Raw genomic sequence first — 17,280 nt, 5'->3', positions numbered from 1 at the left:
CCTTCAGCGAACCGGCGGCGCGTACTGGATGCCGCCATTGCTCCACAGCGCATTCAGGCCACGCTTGATCTTCAGCACACTGCCCTGGCCGATGTTGCGCTCGAACACTTCGCTATAATTGCCCACTTGCTTGACGATCTGCACCACCCAATCCTTGCGCAGTTTCAGGTCCTTGCCGTAGTCACCGTCGGCCCCCAGCAGGCGGGCAACGTCCGGGTTCTTGCTGGACTTGGCTTGCTCTTCGACGTTCTGCGAGGTGATGCCCATTTCCTCGGCATTGAGCATGGCGAACAGGGTCCACTTGACGATGCTGAACCACTCGTCATCGCCCTTGCGCACCAACGGGCCCAGCGGTTCCTTGGAAATCACTTCCGGCAACACCACGAACTCATCCGGGTGAGCCATCTTGATTCGCTGGGCATACAGGCCCGACTGGTCAGTGGTCAGCACGTCGCAACGGCCGGCTTCGAGGCCCTTGGCGCTTTCGTCGGCGGTGTCGAAGGTGATCGGCGTGTACTTCAGGCCGTTGGAGCGGAAGTAGTCCGAGACGTTCAGCTCGGTGGTGGTGCCGGCCTGGATGCAGATGGTCGCGCCGTCCAGGTCCTTGGCGCTCTTCACGCCGAGCTTGGTGTTCACCAGGAACCCGATGCCGTCGTAGTAGGTCACGCCGGTGAACACCATGCCCATGCCGGCGTCGCGGGAACTGGTCCAGGTGGTGTTGCGGGAAATCAGATCGATCTCGCCCGACTGCAACGCAGTGAAGCGCTCCTTGGCGGTCAACTGGCTGAACTTCACTTTCGACGCATCACCAAACAGCGCGGCGGCGACGGCGTGGCACACATCCACATCAATGCCGGTCATCTTGCCGTTGGCGTCCGGCACGCCGAAACCCGGCAACCCATCGCTGACCCCACACTGGATAAACCCCTTCTTCTGGATCGCATCCAGGGTCGCCCCCGCGTGCGCGCTGCCGGCCAAGCCCAATACTGCGGCGGCGGTGAATGCCGCCAACGTGGATTTGATGTTCTTCATGCAAGGCGCTCCCTGTCGGTCTTTATTATTCGGCGCCAAAAACCCGCGCCGTTTATAGTGTTGCCGGTCAGTATCAACGGCTTTACACCTTGGCCACAAACGACGTTTAGGCAAAGGCTCCTTCCGATTTGGAATGAACTCGGCTATTTGAAAGGATCTGCGATACCGTGATTTCGAAACGCTTGACCCCTTCGATGACTGCCCTGCAGTGCTTCGAAGCCGCCGCCCGCCACTTGAGCTTCACCCGCGCCGCCGAAGAGCTGCACCTGACCCAGAGTGCGGTGAGCAAGCAAGTGGCGCAGCTGGAAGAGATGCTCTGCCACCCGCTGTTCCAGCGGGTGCGCCAGCGTTTGTACCTGTCGCCGGCAGGCTCGCTGTACCTGGAGGAAGTACGCAAGATCCTCAACCAGGTGGATATTTCCAGCCGCTACATCCTGACCTACGGTGGCGAAACCGAAGTGCTGCGCATTGCCACACAGCCGACCTTCGGTGACCGCTGGCTGGTGCCCAAGCTCAAGGATTTTGCCGCGCGCCATCCCAATATCCACCTGGACGTGCGCAACGAACTGGAGCCGTTCGACGTGTTGCAGGCCAAGGCGGATATCGCGTTTTTCTTCGGCCAGGGATCGTGGCCGGGAGCGACCTGCATCGAGCTGTTTCGCGAAGCCGTGGTGCCGGTCTGCGCCCCCGGGTTTGTTGCCGCTGGCAGCGACGCCTCGTCCCGTCACACGTTGCTGCAATGCACCTCGCGTCCGGAAGCCTGGCACGAGTGGTTTCTGGAACAAGGCCTGCACTCGCAAAACAGCTACCACGGGCCGCGCTTCGACACGTTCTACATGTGCATTCGCGCAGCCCAATCGGGGTACGGTGTGGCGTTGGTGCCGCAGTATCTGGTGGCCGAGGAATTGGCGAACGGCAGCCTGATGATCCCCTGGGATTACACGATGCCCAGCGCCGGCGCGCACTTTATCGCCCATGCCGAACATGCCGGGGAGATTCCGAAAGTGAAGGCCTTTTTGAGCTGGATGGTGGAGTACCTCACAGCACATCCCGACTTTTAATAATGACCCGGCGACTTTATTTCGTTTGCGGGACAAGGCGGCTCACGGCTTAGATAAAAGGACGCATCCCATTCTTGAGTCCCGGATCCATGAGCCGCGAAACCATCAGCCAGTCGATTTCCATCGTCCACCCCATCAGCCTCAGCCACGGCAAGAACGCCGAAGTCTGGGACACCACGGGCAAGCGCTACATCGACTTTGTCGGCGGCATCGGCGTGCTCAACCTGGGTCATTGCCATCCGCGTGTGGTCGAGGCGATTCGCGAGCAGGCGACCAAACTCACCCACTACGCCTTTAACGCCGCGCCTCACGCGCCCTACATCGAACTGATGGACCGCCTCACCGCGTTCATTCCGGTGGACTACCCGGTCAGTGGAATGCTCACCAACAGTGGCGCGGAAGCGGCGGAAAACGCCTTGAAAATCGTCCGCGGCGCGACGGGTCGCACCGCGGTCATTGCCTTTGACGGGGCGTTTCACGGACGCACCCTGGCCACCTTGAACCTCAATGGCAAGGTCGCGCCGTACAAACAAAAAGTCGGCGTACTGCCGGGGCCGGTGTTCCACCTGCCCTTCCCCAGCCGCGACAACGGCGTGACCTGCGGCGAAGCGCTGAAGGCAATGGACCGCCTGTTCAGCGTGGAAATCGACGTCGACGACGTGGCCTGTTTCATCATCGAGCCGGTGCAGGGCGAAGGGGGGTTCCTGACCCTGGACATGGAATTCGCCCAGGCCCTGCGCCGCTTTTGCGACGAGAAAAATATCCTGTTGATTGCCGATGAAATTCAGTCCGGCTTCGGCCGTACCGGCCAGCGCTTCGCGTTCTCACGCCTGGGGATCGAGCCGGACCTGATTCTGCTGGGCAAAAGCATCGCCGGCGGTGTGCCGCTCGGCGCAGTAGTCGGTCGCAAAACGTTGCTCGACAACCTGCCCAAAGGCGGCCTGGGCGGCACCTATTCCGGCAACCCGATTGCTTGCGCGGCGGCGTTGGCGACCCTGGGTGAAATGACTGATGAACACCTGAAAAGTTGGGGCACGCAGCAGGAGGAAGCCATCGTCAGCCGCTATGAATCATGGCATTCGAAAAAGCTCTCGCCGTACCTCGGCCGCTTGAGCGGTGTGGGCGCCATGCGTGGTATCGAACTGGCCAATGCCGACGGCAGCCCGGCACCACAACAACTGACCCAACTGCTGGCCCTGGCCCGCGACGCGGGTTTGCTGCTGATGCCCAGCGGTAAATCACGGCACATTATCCGGCTGCTGGCGCCGTTGACGATCGAGGCGGCGGTGCTGGAGGAAGGGCTGGATATTCTTGAGGGGTGTTTGGCGAAGTTGGCTTAAAAGCCAGAAAGCCCGGCAGGGAGCCGGGCTTCGAACGGAAAGCGTCAGTGAACGAGTCGGGCGACGCCAAATGCGATGGCAGACAAGGCTCCAGCCGTTCCGACAAACCATTTCAACAGCCGGGTTTCCAACGATTGCATATCCGTTCTGAAATTGGCGATTGAAAGATCCAATCTAGAGGTCGCTTCAAGCAGGTCGATTTTGGTCTGCATCAGATCGGACTTGGTAGTCATGTGCTCTTGCATGCCATCCAGCTTCGTTTCGACGCGCTCCAGCCTTGCCTCAACTTGCGAAATACCCTTTTCCAAATCGTTTTCTCCTCCGTTGCCCCCACCGCCTGCGCCGCCTTTGCGGTCGCAGCCTGATGACGAACCTTGACGGTACTGCTGGCGAAGATAGCTCACATTATCCTTGAGGTCATTCGCCATTTCCGGCCTCCTTCTTCTGGGTCAAAGCATTCAATCCATCAGCTACACCCTCCATGCAGTCGATAAACTCATTCAGCTTCGCCCATGCTTCATCTGCTGCCTGTTTTACATCGGCGTCTTCACTACGTCTGAGCACGCCGGCCAGGCTGATGATGCCGGAGCCGAGTCTCGCAATTGCACTGTGATACTGGCAAGAATAATGACTAATTCCCGGGCCGTTACGTCCTCTGCCTCACCCACCATGTCGTCGCCGTCCATCTCGCCCCTCCATCCATTTTGGTGACGCAGAAAACCACGCCTTCAAACGCAAACCAATGAACAGTTTGCTACCAAATCCGACGCCCCAACCCACTATTACCAAATCCGAAAGAATCCATCTTCCGTTTAGCCCTTTCTCTCCCCTCGCCAGCGCTTTATCCTTGTCAGTAACAAAGTGAAACGTTTCATCACTCCATAAAACATCGTCCGCCCGTGTTCAACGCCTTTGTGCGAACGCGCCAGGCCGCTGTTGGCGTTTCAAAACCATAAAATATTAAGACCCCATTTTGCCTATGCCTGCTTTCCCAAACCTGCGCCTGTGCGCTGTGCTGCTGCCATTCGGTCTGGCCACCTGTGCCCAGGCCGCCCCTGCCTTTGACGCTGAATCACCCTGGATGCTGGGTGATTTCGGCGGCACTCGGACAGCGCTGTCTCAACAAGGCTACGACTTCAAGTTCGACTACACCGGCGAGATGGGCAGTAACCTGCACGGCGGCTCAGACCACGACCGCACCGCGCGCTACAGCGATCAGTTCGGCCTGGGTACGCACCTGGATTTGCAGAAGATCCTCGGCTGGCATGACGCGGAGTTCCAGTTGACGGTGACCGAGCGCAGCGGCAACAACATCACTAACGACCGCGTTAACGATCAGCGTGTGGGCGGGTTCACCTCGTCCCAGGAAGTCTGGGGCCGTGGCCAGACCTGGCGCCTGACACAGATGTGGTATCAGCAGAAGTTCTTCGACCAGAAACTCGACATCAAGGCCGGGCGTTTTGGCGAAGGCGAAGACTTCAACAGCTTCCCCTGCGACTTCCAGAACCTCGCGTTCTGCGGCTCCCAGGTCGGCAACTGGGTGGGCAGCATCTGGTACAACTGGCCGGTGAGCCAGTGGGCGTTGCGGATCAAGTATCACCTGACGCCTGAGTTGTACGCTCAGGTCGGCGCCTATGAACAGAATCCGTCCAACCTGGATCGCGGCAATGGCTTCAAGCTCAGTGGCAGCGGCACCCAAGGAACCCTGCTCCCGGTGGAACTGGTGTGGACGCCCACCCTGAACGGTCTGCCCGGCGAATACCGCGCCGGTTACTACTACAGCAGCGCCAAAGCCAGCGACGTCTATAAAGACCGCAACGACCAGCCGGCAGCCCTCAGCGGCGAAGCCTATCGCAGCGCCTCCAGCAAACACGGGGTGTGGCTGGGGGTTCAGCAGCAAGTCACCAGCCTGGCCAGCGACCATTCGCGAGGCTTGAGCGTGTTCGCCAACGGCACAATGCACGACAAGAAAACCAACGCTGTGGATAACTACGTGCAGGCGGGAGTGGTCTACAAGGGCCTGTTCGATGCGCGCGCCAAGGACGATATCGGCTTTGCCGTCGCCCGGGTGCACGTCAACCCGGCCTATCGCAAAAACGCCGAGGCGACCAACCAGGCCCGCGCCGTCTTCGACTTCGATGACCCGGCCTACCTGCCCCTGCAACACACCGAATACAGCGCCGAACTCTATTACGGCGTGCACGTCACCAACTGGCTGACGATACGCCCGAACCTGCAATACATCCGTCACCCCGGGGCCGTTGCCCAGGTGGATGACGCGCTGATTGGCGGGATCAAGCTGCAAAGTTCCTTCTGATTTCTGAATAAACCTAATTTGCCCTGAACCATGCCTGCGCCGGAACGTCATCTACAGTGAACTGTGCGCAACCAATTCAAAACGTAACGGAGAACCACACTATGAGCACTGATGGTGCTTCAAGTCCAAGTCGCCTGCTGCCCAGGCTGCTGGGGATCTTGCTGCTGATAATGGGCCTGGCCTTGTTGGCCGGGGGGATCAAGCTGAGCATGCTCGGCGGGTCGCTGTATTACCTGCTGGCCGGTCTCGGCATCACCGTCACCGGTCTGTTGCTGCTGGCAACACGCCGCGCAGCGCTGGGCTTGTACGCACTGGTGCTGTTTGCCAGCACCGTCTGGGCGCTGTGGGAAGTCGGCCTGGACTGGTGGCAGTTGGTGCCGCGCCTGGCCCTGCTGTTCGCCCTCGGCATCGTCATGCTGCTCCCGTGGTTCCGCCGTCCATTGCTGCGTGGCCAAGCCTCGCCGCTAGGCACTGGCGCCCTGAGCGTCGCCGTCGTACTGGCCGGTGCCGCCGCCTTGGCCAGCCAATTCACCGACCCGGGTGCCATGGTCAAGAAAGGCCAACTGGACCGCGATGCGGTGCCAGGCATGGCCAGCGCCGCGCCAGCTCAGGCCGATGGTGACTGGAACTCCTATGGCCGCTCGGCCTTCGGTGATCGTTACTCGCCACTCGCGCAGATCACCCCGGAAAACGCCCACAAGCTGGTGCCAGCCTGGACGTTCCGTACTGGCGACATCCCTGGCCCAGGCGATCCCGGTGAAACCACCGCGGAAAACACCCCGCTGAAAGTCAACGGCATGCTCTACGTGTGCACGCCTCACAGCCAGGTCATTGCCCTGGATCCAGACACCGGCAAGGAAATCTGGCGTTTCGACCCGAAGATCAGCACCGAAGGCGCTGCAAACTTCAAAGGTTGGGCGCACATGACCTGCCGTGGCGTGTCGTATCACGATGATGCCGTGTATGCCTCCGAGCAGAGCCCGACTGGCAGCGCCAGCCCGGCCGCCGCGCCGAATGCTTGCCCGAAACGCATCTTCGTACCTACCGCCGACACCCGTCTGATCGCCCTGAACGCCGACACCGGCAAGATGTGCGAAGACTTCGGTGACAAGGGCCAGGTCGACCTGCGTGCCAACATCGGCACCTTCGCCCCAGGCGGTTACTACTCCACCTCGCCACCGGCTGTTACCAAGAACCTGGTAGTGATCGGCGGTCACGTGACCGACAACGTCTCCACCGACGAGCCTAGCGGCGTGATCCGCGCGTTCGACGTGCACACCGGCAAGCTGGTGTGGAACTGGGACAGCGGCAACCCGGACGACACTACCCCGTTGGCCGAGGGCAAGACCTACACCCGCAACTCGCCAAACATGTGGTCGATGTTCGCGGTGGACGAAAAACTCGGCATGCTCTACCTGCCGATGGGTAACCAGATGCCCGACCAGTACGGCGGCGACCGGACTCCGGATTCCGAGAAGTACAGCGCCGGCCTGACTGCCCTGGACATCGATAGCGGCCACGTGAAATGGACCTTCCAGTTCACTCACCATGATCTGTGGGACATGGACGTGGGCGGCCAGCCTTCGCTGATCGACATCAAGACCGCTGACGGCGTGAAAAAAGCGGTAATGGCGTCGACCAAGCAAGGCAGCATCTACACCCTGGACCGCACCAACGGTCAGCCCGTGGTGCCGATCAATGAAATCCCTGTACCGCAAGGCGCAGTGGCCGGCGATCACACCGCACCGACCCAACCGAAATCCGACCTGAACTTCATGCCACCGCCCCTCAAGGAGCGTGACATGTGGGGCGTGACGCCGTTCGACCAGATGCTGTGCCGGATTGACTTCAAATCCATGCGCTACGACGGTCCGTTCACCCCGCCATCGCTGCAAGGCTCGATCGTTTACCCGGGTAACTTTGGCGTGTTCGACTGGGGCGGCATTTCCGTCGACCCGGTGCGCCAGATTGCCTTCGTGAACCCGAGCTACATGGCGTTCAAATCGAAACTGATCCCGGCCGCCGACATCGCCAAGCAAGGCCCACGGGTCAGCGAAACCGAAGGCGTGCAGCCGAACAAAGGCGCGCCGTACGGCGTGATCCTCGAAGCCATGCTGTCGCCACTGGGCCTGCCGTGCCAGGCGCCGGCGTGGGGTTATGTGGCCGCGGTCGACCTGACCAACCACCAGACCATCTGGATGCACAAGAACGGCACCGTGCGTGACAGCTCGCCGGTCCCGATTCCACTGACCATGGGCGTACCAAGCCTGGGCGGGACCTTCACCACTGCCGGTGGCGTGTCCTTCCTCAGCGGTACCCTTGACCAGTACCTGCGTGCCTATGACGTGAAAAACGGCAAGCAACTGTGGGAAGGCCGCCTGCCAGCAGGCGCGCAAACCACACCGATGACCTACACCGGCAAGGACGGCAAGCAGTACGTGCTGGTCATGGCCGGCGGTCATGGTTCCCTGGGCACCAAGCAGGGCGACTATGTGATGGCGTTTAAACTGCCGGATTAAGTAACACCGGTGGTAATAACAAGGCGGCTACCTTATGGGTAGCCGCCTTTTTTTGTGCGTTTCACACCGGCACACGTTCGCGGCGCATCCACATTTCGAAAGCCATGGCGTTCAATGGCCGGCTGATCAAATAGCCTTGGGCCGTGTCGCATTTCCAGAGCTTGAGCAGCTTGAGGCTGGGCTCGAACTCCACGCCTTCAGCCACCACCTTGAGCCCCAGGTTGTGACTCATTTCGATGGTCGAGCGCACGATCACGCCGTCGCCGGAGGTACTGTCGAGATTGCGTATGAATGACTGATCGATCTTCAGCTCCTGCACCGGCAGGCGTTGCAGTTGCGCCAGGGATGAATAGCCGGTGCCGAAGTCGTCCACCGACAGGCTGATGCCACAACCGCGCAGTTGCTCCAGCACGCTGAGGGCCTGAACCGGGTTGTGCATGATCGCGCTTTCGGTGATTTCGAAGATCAATCGTCGGGCCGATACGCCGTAGTGCGCCAACAGCTCGGTCACCCGCAGGGCCAGGCTGTCATCGGCCAGGTCATCCACCGAGATGTTGACCGACAACTGCACCTGCAACCCGCGCACCTCCCACTCGGCCAATTGACGAATGGCTTCTTCGATCACCCAGTGGGTAAGGTTGCCCATGCTGCCGGTGCGCTCGGCCAAGGGAATGAACTCGGCGGGCGATACCAGCCCGAGGGTCGGATGTTGCCAGCGCAACAGTGCTTCGGCCTGGCTCACATGCCCATGGTGCAAGTCGAGCTTAGGCTGATAACACAGGTACAACTCGCCCTCCGCCGGCGCCCGGCGCAGGTCACGGATCAGGCTGATCTGCCGTTGGTGAGCGAGGTCGCGGTCCTGTTGGTAAATCTGTAAATAACCCGGGAACGCTGCCGCATCGTGACGGGCAATGGCGGCGCGGCTGATCAGCTCTTCAACCTGCTGGCCGTCGGCCGGGTACGCGGCGATGCCGATGCTCACTTCATGGCGCAGTTCATCACCGCCAATGCGCTGGGGCTCGGTCAGCAGCCCATACAAGCGGTCAGCCAGGGCCACGACGCGGTCAATCTCGGTGTTTTCCAGCAACAGCAAAAACTCGCTGCCGGTGATGCGCGCAGCGGTGTCACTGGCCGAGAGGCTCGACAGCAGGCAGCGGCTGGCTTCGCGGAGCATTTCTTCCACGCCTTCCGGGCCGTAGCCTTCGTTAATCACGCGGTAGTTCTCAATCCCCAGATACAGCAACACCACGGGCCGACCGGCGCTGATGGCACTGCCGAGGCGTTCCATGGCCAGCGCCCGGTTGGGCAGGCCGGTAAGCGGGTCGTGCAGCGCGTTGTGGGCCAGTTGCCGCTCGCGCACCGCGATCCCGGTTTGCATGGCGTTGAAGGCCTCGGCCAACAGGCCGAACTCATCATGGCTGCGCACCCGCACCGGCGTCCGGTAGTCGCCGGCACCGATACGCTCGGCCGCCTGCACCAGCGCATTGAGTGGACGCGAAACTCTCCGCGCCAAAAACAAAGCGCCCGCCAACGACACCAGCAGCACCACCAGGGCGATCGCGAGAAATTGCCGATCCAGCGGCGCGAAGGATTCAAGGGCGTGGTCCAGAGGACTTTGCAGCAGCACCCGCACCTCACCGCCCTCTGCGGTGTTGCCCAAAGGCAACACCTGGCTGAGATAACGCTGGCCGTGAAACAGGTTCAGTTGCGCCTCAGGATTGATGTACGGAGCCTGCAAGTCGCTGGTAATTGATGTCTGGAATGCCTCGGGCTGAGTGCTGAACAATTCGCCAGGCTGGCCGTGCTGCACACTGAGGAACGACACTTCCAGGTTGCTCATGGAGCGCAATTCACTGGCAAAGATTTCGTCCATAGGCAAGCCCATGACAACAAGGGCAATCGGTGTGGGGTCGACGACTTCCTGCTGCACCAGCAGAAAAGGCCGGCCATCCAGGGCCACGATCAACATTTGCAGGCCGCTGCGCCGGGCCTGGCGCAAGGCGTCGTTGTAGGGAAAGGCCTGCCCGGGGGTCAACGCCTGTAACGTGCTGACCATCACCCTGCCGTCGAGGCCCAGCACAAACACTTCACTGGACGTCAGGCCGGTGCCATGCCGGCGCAGGGCAGCGAGAATCTCGGCGGGCTCGCCCTCGGCGACAGACTGGCGGAAGGGCAGGTCTGCCGTGAGCCAGTTCAAACCGTATTGCAGACGCCGGCCACGCAGGTCGAGCAAGCGCTCGAACACCTGGCTGCCCGTTTCCAATTGCACCTGGGCCTGGTTTTCCACGGCGCTATTGGTCGCGGTCTTCACGGCGAAGTACACCGCAGCCACCACCACCAGTAACAGCAGCGCCAGCACCCCGGCGATCCGGGTTTGAAATGTATGGCGCCACCTCATTTTGTTGCCCTCTGGCAGCGCCTGTCCCCTCCAGCCGAAATGTCCCTTCGTCATACGCGTCCCTCGCGACAGCTGAACCGGCGTCAAATAAACGTCCTTTTTAAAAGGACATTCGAACTATCCAGACTAGCTGCGCAAAGGAAGAAGTGCATCCAATAAATACGGGAACTTGGGTGTCATTAAATTGGCGACAAGCCTCTGCCTCAGCCACGCGCCCGCATGAAATCCCCCCAGCGCCGCACCAGGTAGTTGTGCTCGTCCATCACCGAGTTCCACACCGCGATGTGCCCCATGCGCTGCTCATAGGAGCCCCCGTCGCGCACTTCGCCCACATCAATCAACGGCAAGCCATCGCTGCCCAACAGCTCTTCCCGCGCGGGCAGGCCGGCGTACCAGTAATCCCACTCGGCGCTGCTCAGGTGATCACGGCTGCGGGCCGGGTTGCCGATGTAATAACCCTGGCGCGCCATCACCGCACCTGGCCAGCCGGACAGCCACCAGTTGAGGTAAGCATAGGCCGCATCCAGCACCCGGCCCTTGGCATGGCGCGACAACGACAACCCGCCGAACCAGGCGCGATAACCTTCACGGGGTACCGCCAAGCGGTATTTGACCCCGGCCCGGTGCAGGCGCATCAGGGTCGGTGACCACAAACTCTGGATGTCGATGCTCGGGCTGAGCATCAATTGCGCCGCCTCTTCGTCATCCGACCAGAACGCCGCGAAGTGCCCTTCCTTCTGCTTGCGTACAAGGATATCCGCCAGCACATCGATCTCTTCGATGCTCATGTTGCCGATGTCCTTGAAGCTCGCGAGCCCCGCGCCTTGCACGGCCAGCGCCGCGTCGAGGGCACCGATGGCGGCATCACTCTGCAGCGCGGTGCGTGCGCCCCAGGCCGGGTCGAGCAGCCAGCCCCAGCTCTCATTGGCGCGGTTGAACCCTTCGGGCAAGCGCTCGGGGCGGTAGGCGAAACTGTCGGCGTTGTGGGTCAGGGGCAACATGCTGATGCGTTCGGTCACGGTGCTGCCGAGGCTGCCATCGTGCTGCACGAAGAGGCGCTCGCTGGGCACACTGCCGCTGCCCAGGCGGTCGTTGGCGGACAAACGTCCGCGCTTGGGCAGGTCGTTGATCTCGTGCCACAGCGCAATGCGCCGGGTGTCGATCGGCTGGATCGCCCGGGCCGGCCACACGAAATCGACGTTGTGAAACCACTGGTCGTAGAGGTCGTAGCTGTCCGGCTGCATCACCGCGATGCGCTGGGCCTGCTCCACATCGTGTACCTGGTACACCAGGCGAATGCCCAGCTCTTTTTCAGCTCGCACACGCAGGCATTCGAGCAAGGTCACCGAGGTACCGAGGACGCGAAGCGTGATCATGCGGCGAACCTTCTGGAGAACACTTCAAAGGAGCGACGCAGCAATGCCGGGTCGAGACCGCGCAGGATAAACACCAGGCGTGATTGCCGATCGGTCCCCGGCCAGGCAGGCAGGTGAACCGGGGCATGCAGGCAATGCTGCACGCCATGAATGACGATGGGAGCGTTACTGGCGTTCACGTTGAGCAGTCCTTTGACGCGAAGAATACGTTCGCCGTGGCATCTTAACAGCATCGATAACCAGACCCCGAAACCGACCCAATCCAGCGGCTGATCGAAGGTCAGGCAGCAGACTTGTGCGGCGCCGTGATTGGCGGCGGTGGTTTGATGGAGTTTCCAGCGGCTGACTTCGGCAGCGGGTTCGGCGCTGCGCAGGCCTTCGCCCAGCAGCAGTTGATCGCCGCTGTCGATGTCACAGGTATTGAGGATCGGCGTACCGGCGTTCAGTGCCTGCAAGTGCGCGCGCAACGGGCTGCAGTCTTCGATGAGGTCGGTCTTGCTCAACAGCAGGCGATCGGCGGCGGCCACTTGCGCCAGCCATTCCGGGTGCAGGCGCTCTTGCAAGGCGGCGTGGCTGGCGTCCACCAGCGTCACCACCAGCCCGATATGAAAGCGCCCGCGCAGTTGCACGTCGTTATTCAAGGTGGCGAGAATCGGCGCCGGGTCGGCCAGGCCGGTGGTTTCCAGGATCACCCGTTTGAAGGCCGGAATCTCGCCCCGCTCACGACGCTGCAACAGGCCGAGCAAGGCGTCTTTCAACTCGCCGCGAATCGAACAGCAGACGCAGCCGCTGGGCAGCAGCACCGTGTCCGGGGCCACTTCTTCCACCAGCAGATGGTCAATGCCGACGTCGCCGAATTCATTGATCAGCAACGCCGTGTCGCCGAGGCTTTCACCTTGCAGCAGGCGCTTGAGCAAGGTGGTCTTGCCGCTGCCGAGGAAGCCGGTGATGACGTTGAGGGCGATGCTCATGGCTGTTGCTCCAGATGATCCAGCAGTCGCGGGTCCAACGGGTCCAACGGCCGACCGAGCATGGTCTCTGCCGCCCGCCACAGCTGATCCAGGCCGCTGGCCAGCTCCTGTTTGCCGGTGGCGCCCAGCAGCAGATAGGACGCGCCCTGGAAGTCTTCGACCTTGAGCCGGAACACCGCCAGCACCTGGTTGATCGCCGCGATGCGGTGCAGGCGTTCGCGGCGGCGCGGCAACTCATCGCCCAGGGGATCGCTCCAGTGCAGGTCTTCGCCCAGCAGGCCGCAAAGTCCACACATGCTTAGTGCCCGCTCATGGCATGACATCGCCGGAGTTCGGGCCCAGGGTCTGGCCGACGAACAGATTGCCGCCCGGCTCGCTGGCCAATAACACAGCGGTGGGCGCCACTTCGTCCGCCAAGCCGAAACGGCCCAGCGGCAGCTCGGCGGCCTTGGCGCGTTTCCAGGTGTCGCTGATGCCGCCTACCAACGGCGTCTCAATCGGCCCGGGCGCGATAGCGTTGACCAGGACGTTGTCCTTGGCCACTTCCAGGGCCAGGGATTTAGTGAAGCCGATCACGCCGGCCTTTGCCGCTGCATAGTGCGTCAACTCGGCACCGCCCTTGATCCCCAGTTGCGAGGCGACATTGATGATCCGGCCCCAGCGCTGGGCGATCATGTGGGGCAAGGCGCGCTGGCTGGCGACGAACACGCTGGTGAGGTCGACCCGCAGCATGTCGTTCCACATGTCGAGGGTGAGGTCGACGCACCGGGCCTGGGTCAGCATGCCGGCGTTGTTGACCAGGATATCGATGCCACCGTAGTGGGTGACGCAGGCATCGACGCTGGCCTGGGCGCCGTCGACGGTGCCGACGTCGGCCACGCATTCGAGGACTTCGGCGCCGAGGTTACGGCAAGTGATGGCGGTTTCGGCGAGGGTGGCGGCGTCGCGGTCGGCCAGTAGCAGGCGCGCACCTTCGACGGCGTAGGCGCGGGCGATGGCGGCGCCGATGCCGCTGCCGGCACCGGTGATCACGGCGCGGCGGTTAGCGAGTTGGGGCATGGTGAACTCCTGAAATAATCAAACGGCGAACACGGTCAAAAATGTGGGGGCGGGCTTGCTCGCGAATGCGGTGGATCAGTTCCACATGTATTGGCTGGCACTCCGCTTTCGCGAGCAAGCCCGCTCCCACATTTGGAGCGAGTCCGGCTTAAAACTGGGGGTTAGTCCGGCCAGCGCACGGTCAAGCCACCATCAATCACGATGCTCTGCCCGGTCAGGTAGCTCGATTCTTCACTGGTCAAAAACCGCACCAGAGACGCGACTTCATCCGCACGCCCTACCCGGCCCAGCGGAATCGCCCGCGCCGCTTTCGCCAGCCCTTCCGGCCCGAGGGAGTTCTTCGCGTCCAGCGACTGCGGCGTCTCGATCAACCCCGGAATCACCGCATTGCAACGAATCCCCAACGACGCCAATTCCACCGCCAGCGACCGACACAACCCCGGCACACCTGCCTTGGCCGCCGCATAGTGCGCGTGCTCCTGCCAGCCATACACACCACCGGCAATCGACGAAATCGCCACCAGCGCGCCGCCTTCATGCATGTGCCGGGTCGCCGCCCGGAAGGTGCGCATCACCCCGGTCAGGTCGACGTTGAGCATCTCGTTCCACAGCGCGTCTGTCATCTCCAGCAGTGGCGCACGGCGCAACAATCCTGCGTTGGCCACCGCGTAATCGAGGCGACCGAAGTGCTGGACCGCCTGCGCAGCCAGGTTATCCACCGACGCGGTATCGCCCACGTCCAATGGCAACATCAGGCATTCACCGCCGGCCTCTTCCACCAGCGCAACCGTGTGATGCGGGTCATGGGGATCGGCCGGGTAATACCCGCCCACCACCGCCACGCCGCTGTGGGCATACGCCACCGCGAGGGCCTGGCCGATGCCGCTGGCGGCACCGGTAATCAATGCAACTTTACGACTCATCAACTGACTCCTTACTGGACGGTTTCCGGACGCACATGGCGCGCGGCAAACATCAACGCACCGGACAGGAAGCACGGCAGCGCGCCGAACCACAGCGCAGCGGTCTGCCAGTCACTGCCGGCCGACAACACTTGGGTCGCGCCAAACCCGGCAACCACTGCACCAATGGGCCCCATGGCATGGATGATCGCGCCGCCGGTGGCCCGGATGCTGGTGGGAAAACTTTCGCTGATGAAAAACAGTGCTGCCGAGTACGGCCCGATCAGGAAGAACAGGCCCAGGCTGTAGAGCCCGACCACCATCGCCATGTTGCTTGGGCCAAACAGCATCCCGGCAAACGACAGCCCGCCGAGCATCCAGCCCAGGCCGATGACGTTGCGACGGCCGATCTTGTCGCCCATCCAGCCGTGGCTGAGGTAGCCGCAGTAACCCACAAGGTTCGACAGCACGAGGATGATCAGCGAGTTCTCGAACGAGATGTGGTGCACGCTGACAATCACCGACGTACCCAACACGCTGAACACCTGGATGGCGGCCCAGTTGAGCAACAACGCCGCACCAATCACCAAGGTTGCACGGCGGGCCGGACCACGGAAGGCGGCCTTGAGGCCGGCCTTGCTGTGTTCGTCATAGTCCACGCCGTAGGTCACGGCGACGTTTTGCGCTTCTTTCACCGAGCCGCTTTTGCGCAGCTCGCTGATGCGCTGGTGAATCTGGAACTGCGGGCTTTCCTTGAGCTTGCGCGCCATGACCGCAATCACAATCGCCGGGATCGCCGCAAACACAAAGCAACCCTGCCAACCAATCACCGGCAGCAACAGCGCGGTCAAACCTGCCGCGATCAACGCGCCCACCGGCCAGCCGCCCTGCACCAGGCTGTAGATAAAGCCGCGACGCTTGGCCAGTTTCGGATCATCCGAGGCGGCGTACAGTTCGCTCAGGTAAGTGGCGTTGACGGTTTCTTCGGCATACCCCAGGCCGCCCAGCGAACGGATCAGGATCAGCGAAGACTTGCCCCACGCGCCGCCAATGGCGGTCAGTGCCGAACAGATTGCCGAACCGGCGACGGTGAAAATAATCCCTTTGCGCCGGCCCAGCTTGTCAACGATCGGACCGATGGCCAGCGCAACCACGGCGGTGCCTACCGCCACCCATGTCGCTATCTCCGCTTGCTCCACTTCACCCCAATTAAAGTGCCGCCCGATTTCCGGCAGCAAGGTGCCGAAAAGAATGAAGTCATACACCGCAAACACCCAGGCGAAAAACGCGATCCAGGTGGCGAAACGCACTTCCTTGGGCGTCAGTTGCCGGGGTTTCCAGCCAGTCAGATCAAGCTTGTTGTAGATAGACATGAATCGCGCCTCGGGAGGTTGGCCAGGGTTTAGGTACGGGTGTCAGGTCCGCGGTTGGCGGCGGATAAAGTCATCGGCGATTTCGTCGAAGGTGACGAAGCGCACGCCGGCATGGCTCTGGATATGTTCGATCAGCCGCTCAAGCATCAGCAGCACTTGCGGGCGGCCGGAAACGTCGGGGTGGATGGTCATGGTGAACACCGCGTGTTCGTGCTCGCGGTAGACCCAGTCGAACTGGTCGCGCCACATTTCTTCCAGGTGACGCGGGTTGACGAAGCCGTGGCTGTTGGGGGCTTTCTTGATGAACATCATCGGCGGCAGGTCGTCGAGGTACCAGTTGGCCGGGATCTCCACCAGGTCGGTTTCTTCGCCGCGTACCAGGGGTTTCATCCAGGTGTCGGGGTGCTGGCTGTAGTCGATCTTGGTCCAGCTGTCGCCCTTGCGCACGTAGTACGGATGGAAGTCGTTGTGCATCAGACTGTGGTCGTACTTGATGCCTTTTTTCAGCAGCAGTTCGTTGGTGACCTTGCTGAATTCCCACCACGGCGCGACATAGCCGGTGGGGCGTTTGCCGGTGACCTGGGTGATCAGCTCGATGGACTTGTCGAGGACGATTTCTTCCTGCTCGGCGGTCATCGCAATCGGGTTTTCGTGGCTGTAGCCGTGCACACCGATTTCGTGGCCAGCGTCGGCCACCGCCTTCATTTGCTCGGGGAAAGTTTCCATCGAGTGGCCGGGGATAAACCAGGTGGTGCGCAGGCCGTAGCGCTCGAACAATTTGAGCAGGCGTGGCGCACCGATTTCACCGGCGAACAGGCCACGGGAAATGTCGTCCGGGGAGTCTTCGCCGCCATAGGAGCCGAGCCAGCCGGCGACCGCGTCGACGTCGACGCCAAATGCACAGAGGATGTCTTTAGCCATGATGTGTCTCC

General features: G+C 61.8%; 14 protein-coding genes. 4 read left to right on the top strand and 10 right to left on the bottom strand.

The window, feature by feature from the left end:
* Window positions 1-3: 3 nt before the first annotated feature.
* Window positions 4-1,032: an amino acid ABC transporter substrate-binding protein gene (locus JFU58_RS15045; RefSeq protein ID WP_201141047.1), complete on the bottom strand. Its 1,029-nt coding sequence runs from the start codon at window positions 1,030-1,032 to the stop codon at window positions 4-6.
* A gap of 194 nt (window positions 1,033-1,226) precedes the next feature.
* On the opposite strand from JFU58_RS15045, the gene JFU58_RS15040 reads away from it, so the two are divergent.
* Together JFU58_RS15040 and JFU58_RS15035 are read left to right on the top strand one after the other, a co-directional pair.
* A complete protein-coding gene (locus JFU58_RS15040; RefSeq protein ID WP_207198318.1) occupies window positions 1,227-2,093 on the top strand; it encodes a LysR substrate-binding domain-containing protein in 867 nt (288 codons plus the stop codon).
* Between the two features lie 89 nt (window positions 2,094-2,182).
* Window positions 2,183-3,433, top strand: coding sequence for a 2-aminoadipate transaminase (locus JFU58_RS15035; RefSeq protein WP_201141046.1), 1,251 nt, complete (start codon window positions 2,183-2,185; stop codon window positions 3,431-3,433).
* A 44-nt stretch (window positions 3,434-3,477) separates the two neighbouring features.
* Here JFU58_RS15035 and JFU58_RS15030 read toward each other — a convergent pair whose 3' ends face one another.
* Window positions 3,478-3,861 carry a DUF1640 domain-containing protein gene (locus JFU58_RS15030; RefSeq protein ID WP_201141045.1) on the bottom strand — a complete coding sequence of 128 codons (384 nt, stop codon included), beginning with the start codon at window positions 3,859-3,861 and terminating at the stop codon, window positions 3,478-3,480.
* Between the two features lie 551 nt (window positions 3,862-4,412).
* Between JFU58_RS15030 and JFU58_RS15025 the strand changes: the two genes are divergently transcribed.
* Both JFU58_RS15025 and JFU58_RS15020 read left to right on the top strand, forming a co-directional pair.
* Complete coding sequence (locus JFU58_RS15025; protein ID WP_177070791.1) at window positions 4,413-5,750, top strand: carbohydrate porin; 1,338 nt, start codon at window positions 4,413-4,415, stop codon at window positions 5,748-5,750.
* 101 nt (window positions 5,751-5,851) lie between these two features.
* Window positions 5,852-8,269 (top strand): glucose/quinate/shikimate family membrane-bound PQQ-dependent dehydrogenase, encoded by a 2,418-nt coding sequence (locus tag JFU58_RS15020; protein WP_201141044.1) that lies wholly within the window; start codon window positions 5,852-5,854, stop codon window positions 8,267-8,269.
* Between the two features lie 61 nt (window positions 8,270-8,330).
* Here JFU58_RS15020 and JFU58_RS15015 read toward each other — a convergent pair whose 3' ends face one another.
* From JFU58_RS15015 to JFU58_RS14980, 8 genes are all read right to left on the bottom strand, one after another.
* Window positions 8,331-10,667: a putative bifunctional diguanylate cyclase/phosphodiesterase gene (locus JFU58_RS15015; protein WP_201141043.1), complete on the bottom strand. Its 2,337-nt coding sequence runs from the start codon at window positions 10,665-10,667 to the stop codon at window positions 8,331-8,333.
* A gap of 203 nt (window positions 10,668-10,870) precedes the next feature.
* Complete coding sequence (locus JFU58_RS15010; RefSeq protein WP_201141042.1) at window positions 10,871-12,043, bottom strand: ABC transporter substrate-binding protein; 1,173 nt, start codon at window positions 12,041-12,043, stop codon at window positions 10,871-10,873.
* Window positions 12,040-13,014 (bottom strand): CobW family GTP-binding protein, encoded by a 975-nt coding sequence (locus JFU58_RS15005; RefSeq protein WP_201141040.1) that lies wholly within the window; start codon window positions 13,012-13,014, stop codon window positions 12,040-12,042. Before JFU58_RS15005 ends, JFU58_RS15010 begins: the two co-directional genes overlap by 4 nt.
* On the bottom strand, window positions 13,011-13,310 hold the full coding sequence (locus JFU58_RS15000) for a hypothetical protein (RefSeq protein ID WP_201141038.1): 300 nt from the start codon (window positions 13,308-13,310) through the stop codon (window positions 13,011-13,013). The genes JFU58_RS15005 and JFU58_RS15000 overlap by 4 nt, the downstream gene beginning before the upstream one ends.
* A 13-nt stretch (window positions 13,311-13,323) precedes the next feature.
* Complete coding sequence (locus JFU58_RS14995) at window positions 13,324-14,073, bottom strand: SDR family NAD(P)-dependent oxidoreductase (protein ID WP_008438505.1); 750 nt, start codon at window positions 14,071-14,073, stop codon at window positions 13,324-13,326.
* Between the two features lie 161 nt (window positions 14,074-14,234).
* The gene (locus JFU58_RS14990; RefSeq protein WP_201141036.1) at window positions 14,235-14,996 is read right to left on the bottom strand and encodes an SDR family NAD(P)-dependent oxidoreductase; all 762 of its coding nucleotides are present in this window, start codon (window positions 14,994-14,996) and stop codon (window positions 14,235-14,237) included.
* An 11-nt stretch (window positions 14,997-15,007) separates the two neighbouring features.
* Window positions 15,008-16,348: an MFS transporter gene (locus tag JFU58_RS14985; RefSeq protein WP_063033039.1), complete on the bottom strand. Its 1,341-nt coding sequence runs from the start codon at window positions 16,346-16,348 to the stop codon at window positions 15,008-15,010.
* 42 nt (window positions 16,349-16,390) lie between these two features.
* The gene (locus tag JFU58_RS14980) at window positions 16,391-17,269 is read right to left on the bottom strand and encodes a polysaccharide deacetylase family protein (protein ID WP_003234086.1); all 879 of its coding nucleotides are present in this window, start codon (window positions 17,267-17,269) and stop codon (window positions 16,391-16,393) included.
* Window positions 17,270-17,280 lie beyond the last annotated feature (11 nt).

It is taken from the genome of Pseudomonas sp. TH34 (assembly GCF_016650865.1).
GTDB lineage: Bacteria > Pseudomonadota > Gammaproteobacteria > Pseudomonadales > Pseudomonadaceae > Aquipseudomonas > Aquipseudomonas yamanorum.
This window is presented reverse-complemented; position numbering and strand designations above follow the sequence as displayed.

Excerpts from the sequence above, each read along its gene's own strand:
- JFU58_RS15045 (WP_201141047.1), bottom strand. The coding sequence starts at position 1,032 with ATGAAGAACATCAAATCCACGTTGGCGGCATTCACCGCCGCCGCAGTA.
- JFU58_RS15040 (WP_207198318.1), top strand. The coding sequence starts at position 1,227 with ATGACTGCCCTGCAGTGCTTCGAAGCCGCCGCCCGCCACTTGAGCTTC.
- JFU58_RS15035 (WP_201141046.1), top strand. The coding sequence starts at position 2,183 with ATGAGCCGCGAAACCATCAGCCAGTCGATTTCCATCGTCCACCCCATC.
- JFU58_RS15030 (WP_201141045.1), bottom strand. The coding sequence starts at position 3,861 with ATGGCGAATGACCTCAAGGATAATGTGAGCTATCTTCGCCAGCAGTAC.
- JFU58_RS15025 (WP_177070791.1), top strand. The coding sequence starts at position 4,413 with ATGCCTGCTTTCCCAAACCTGCGCCTGTGCGCTGTGCTGCTGCCATTC.
- JFU58_RS15020 (WP_201141044.1), top strand. The coding sequence starts at position 5,852 with ATGAGCACTGATGGTGCTTCAAGTCCAAGTCGCCTGCTGCCCAGGCTG.
- JFU58_RS15015 (WP_201141043.1), bottom strand. The coding sequence starts at position 10,667 with ATGAGGTGGCGCCATACATTTCAAACCCGGATCGCCGGGGTGCTGGCG.
- JFU58_RS15010 (WP_201141042.1), bottom strand. The coding sequence starts at position 12,043 with ATGATCACGCTTCGCGTCCTCGGTACCTCGGTGACCTTGCTCGAATGC.
- JFU58_RS15005 (WP_201141040.1), bottom strand. The coding sequence starts at position 13,014 with ATGAGCATCGCCCTCAACGTCATCACCGGCTTCCTCGGCAGCGGCAAG.
- JFU58_RS15000 (WP_201141038.1), bottom strand. The coding sequence starts at position 13,310 with ATGTGTGGACTTTGCGGCCTGCTGGGCGAAGACCTGCACTGGAGCGAT.
- JFU58_RS14995 (WP_008438505.1), bottom strand. The coding sequence starts at position 14,073 with ATGCCCCAACTCGCTAACCGCCGCGCCGTGATCACCGGTGCCGGCAGC.
- JFU58_RS14990 (WP_201141036.1), bottom strand. The coding sequence starts at position 14,996 with ATGAGTCGTAAAGTTGCATTGATTACCGGTGCCGCCAGCGGCATCGGC.
- JFU58_RS14985 (WP_063033039.1), bottom strand. The coding sequence starts at position 16,348 with ATGTCTATCTACAACAAGCTTGATCTGACTGGCTGGAAACCCCGGCAA.
- JFU58_RS14980 (WP_003234086.1), bottom strand. The coding sequence starts at position 17,269 with ATGGCTAAAGACATCCTCTGTGCATTTGGCGTCGACGTCGACGCGGTC.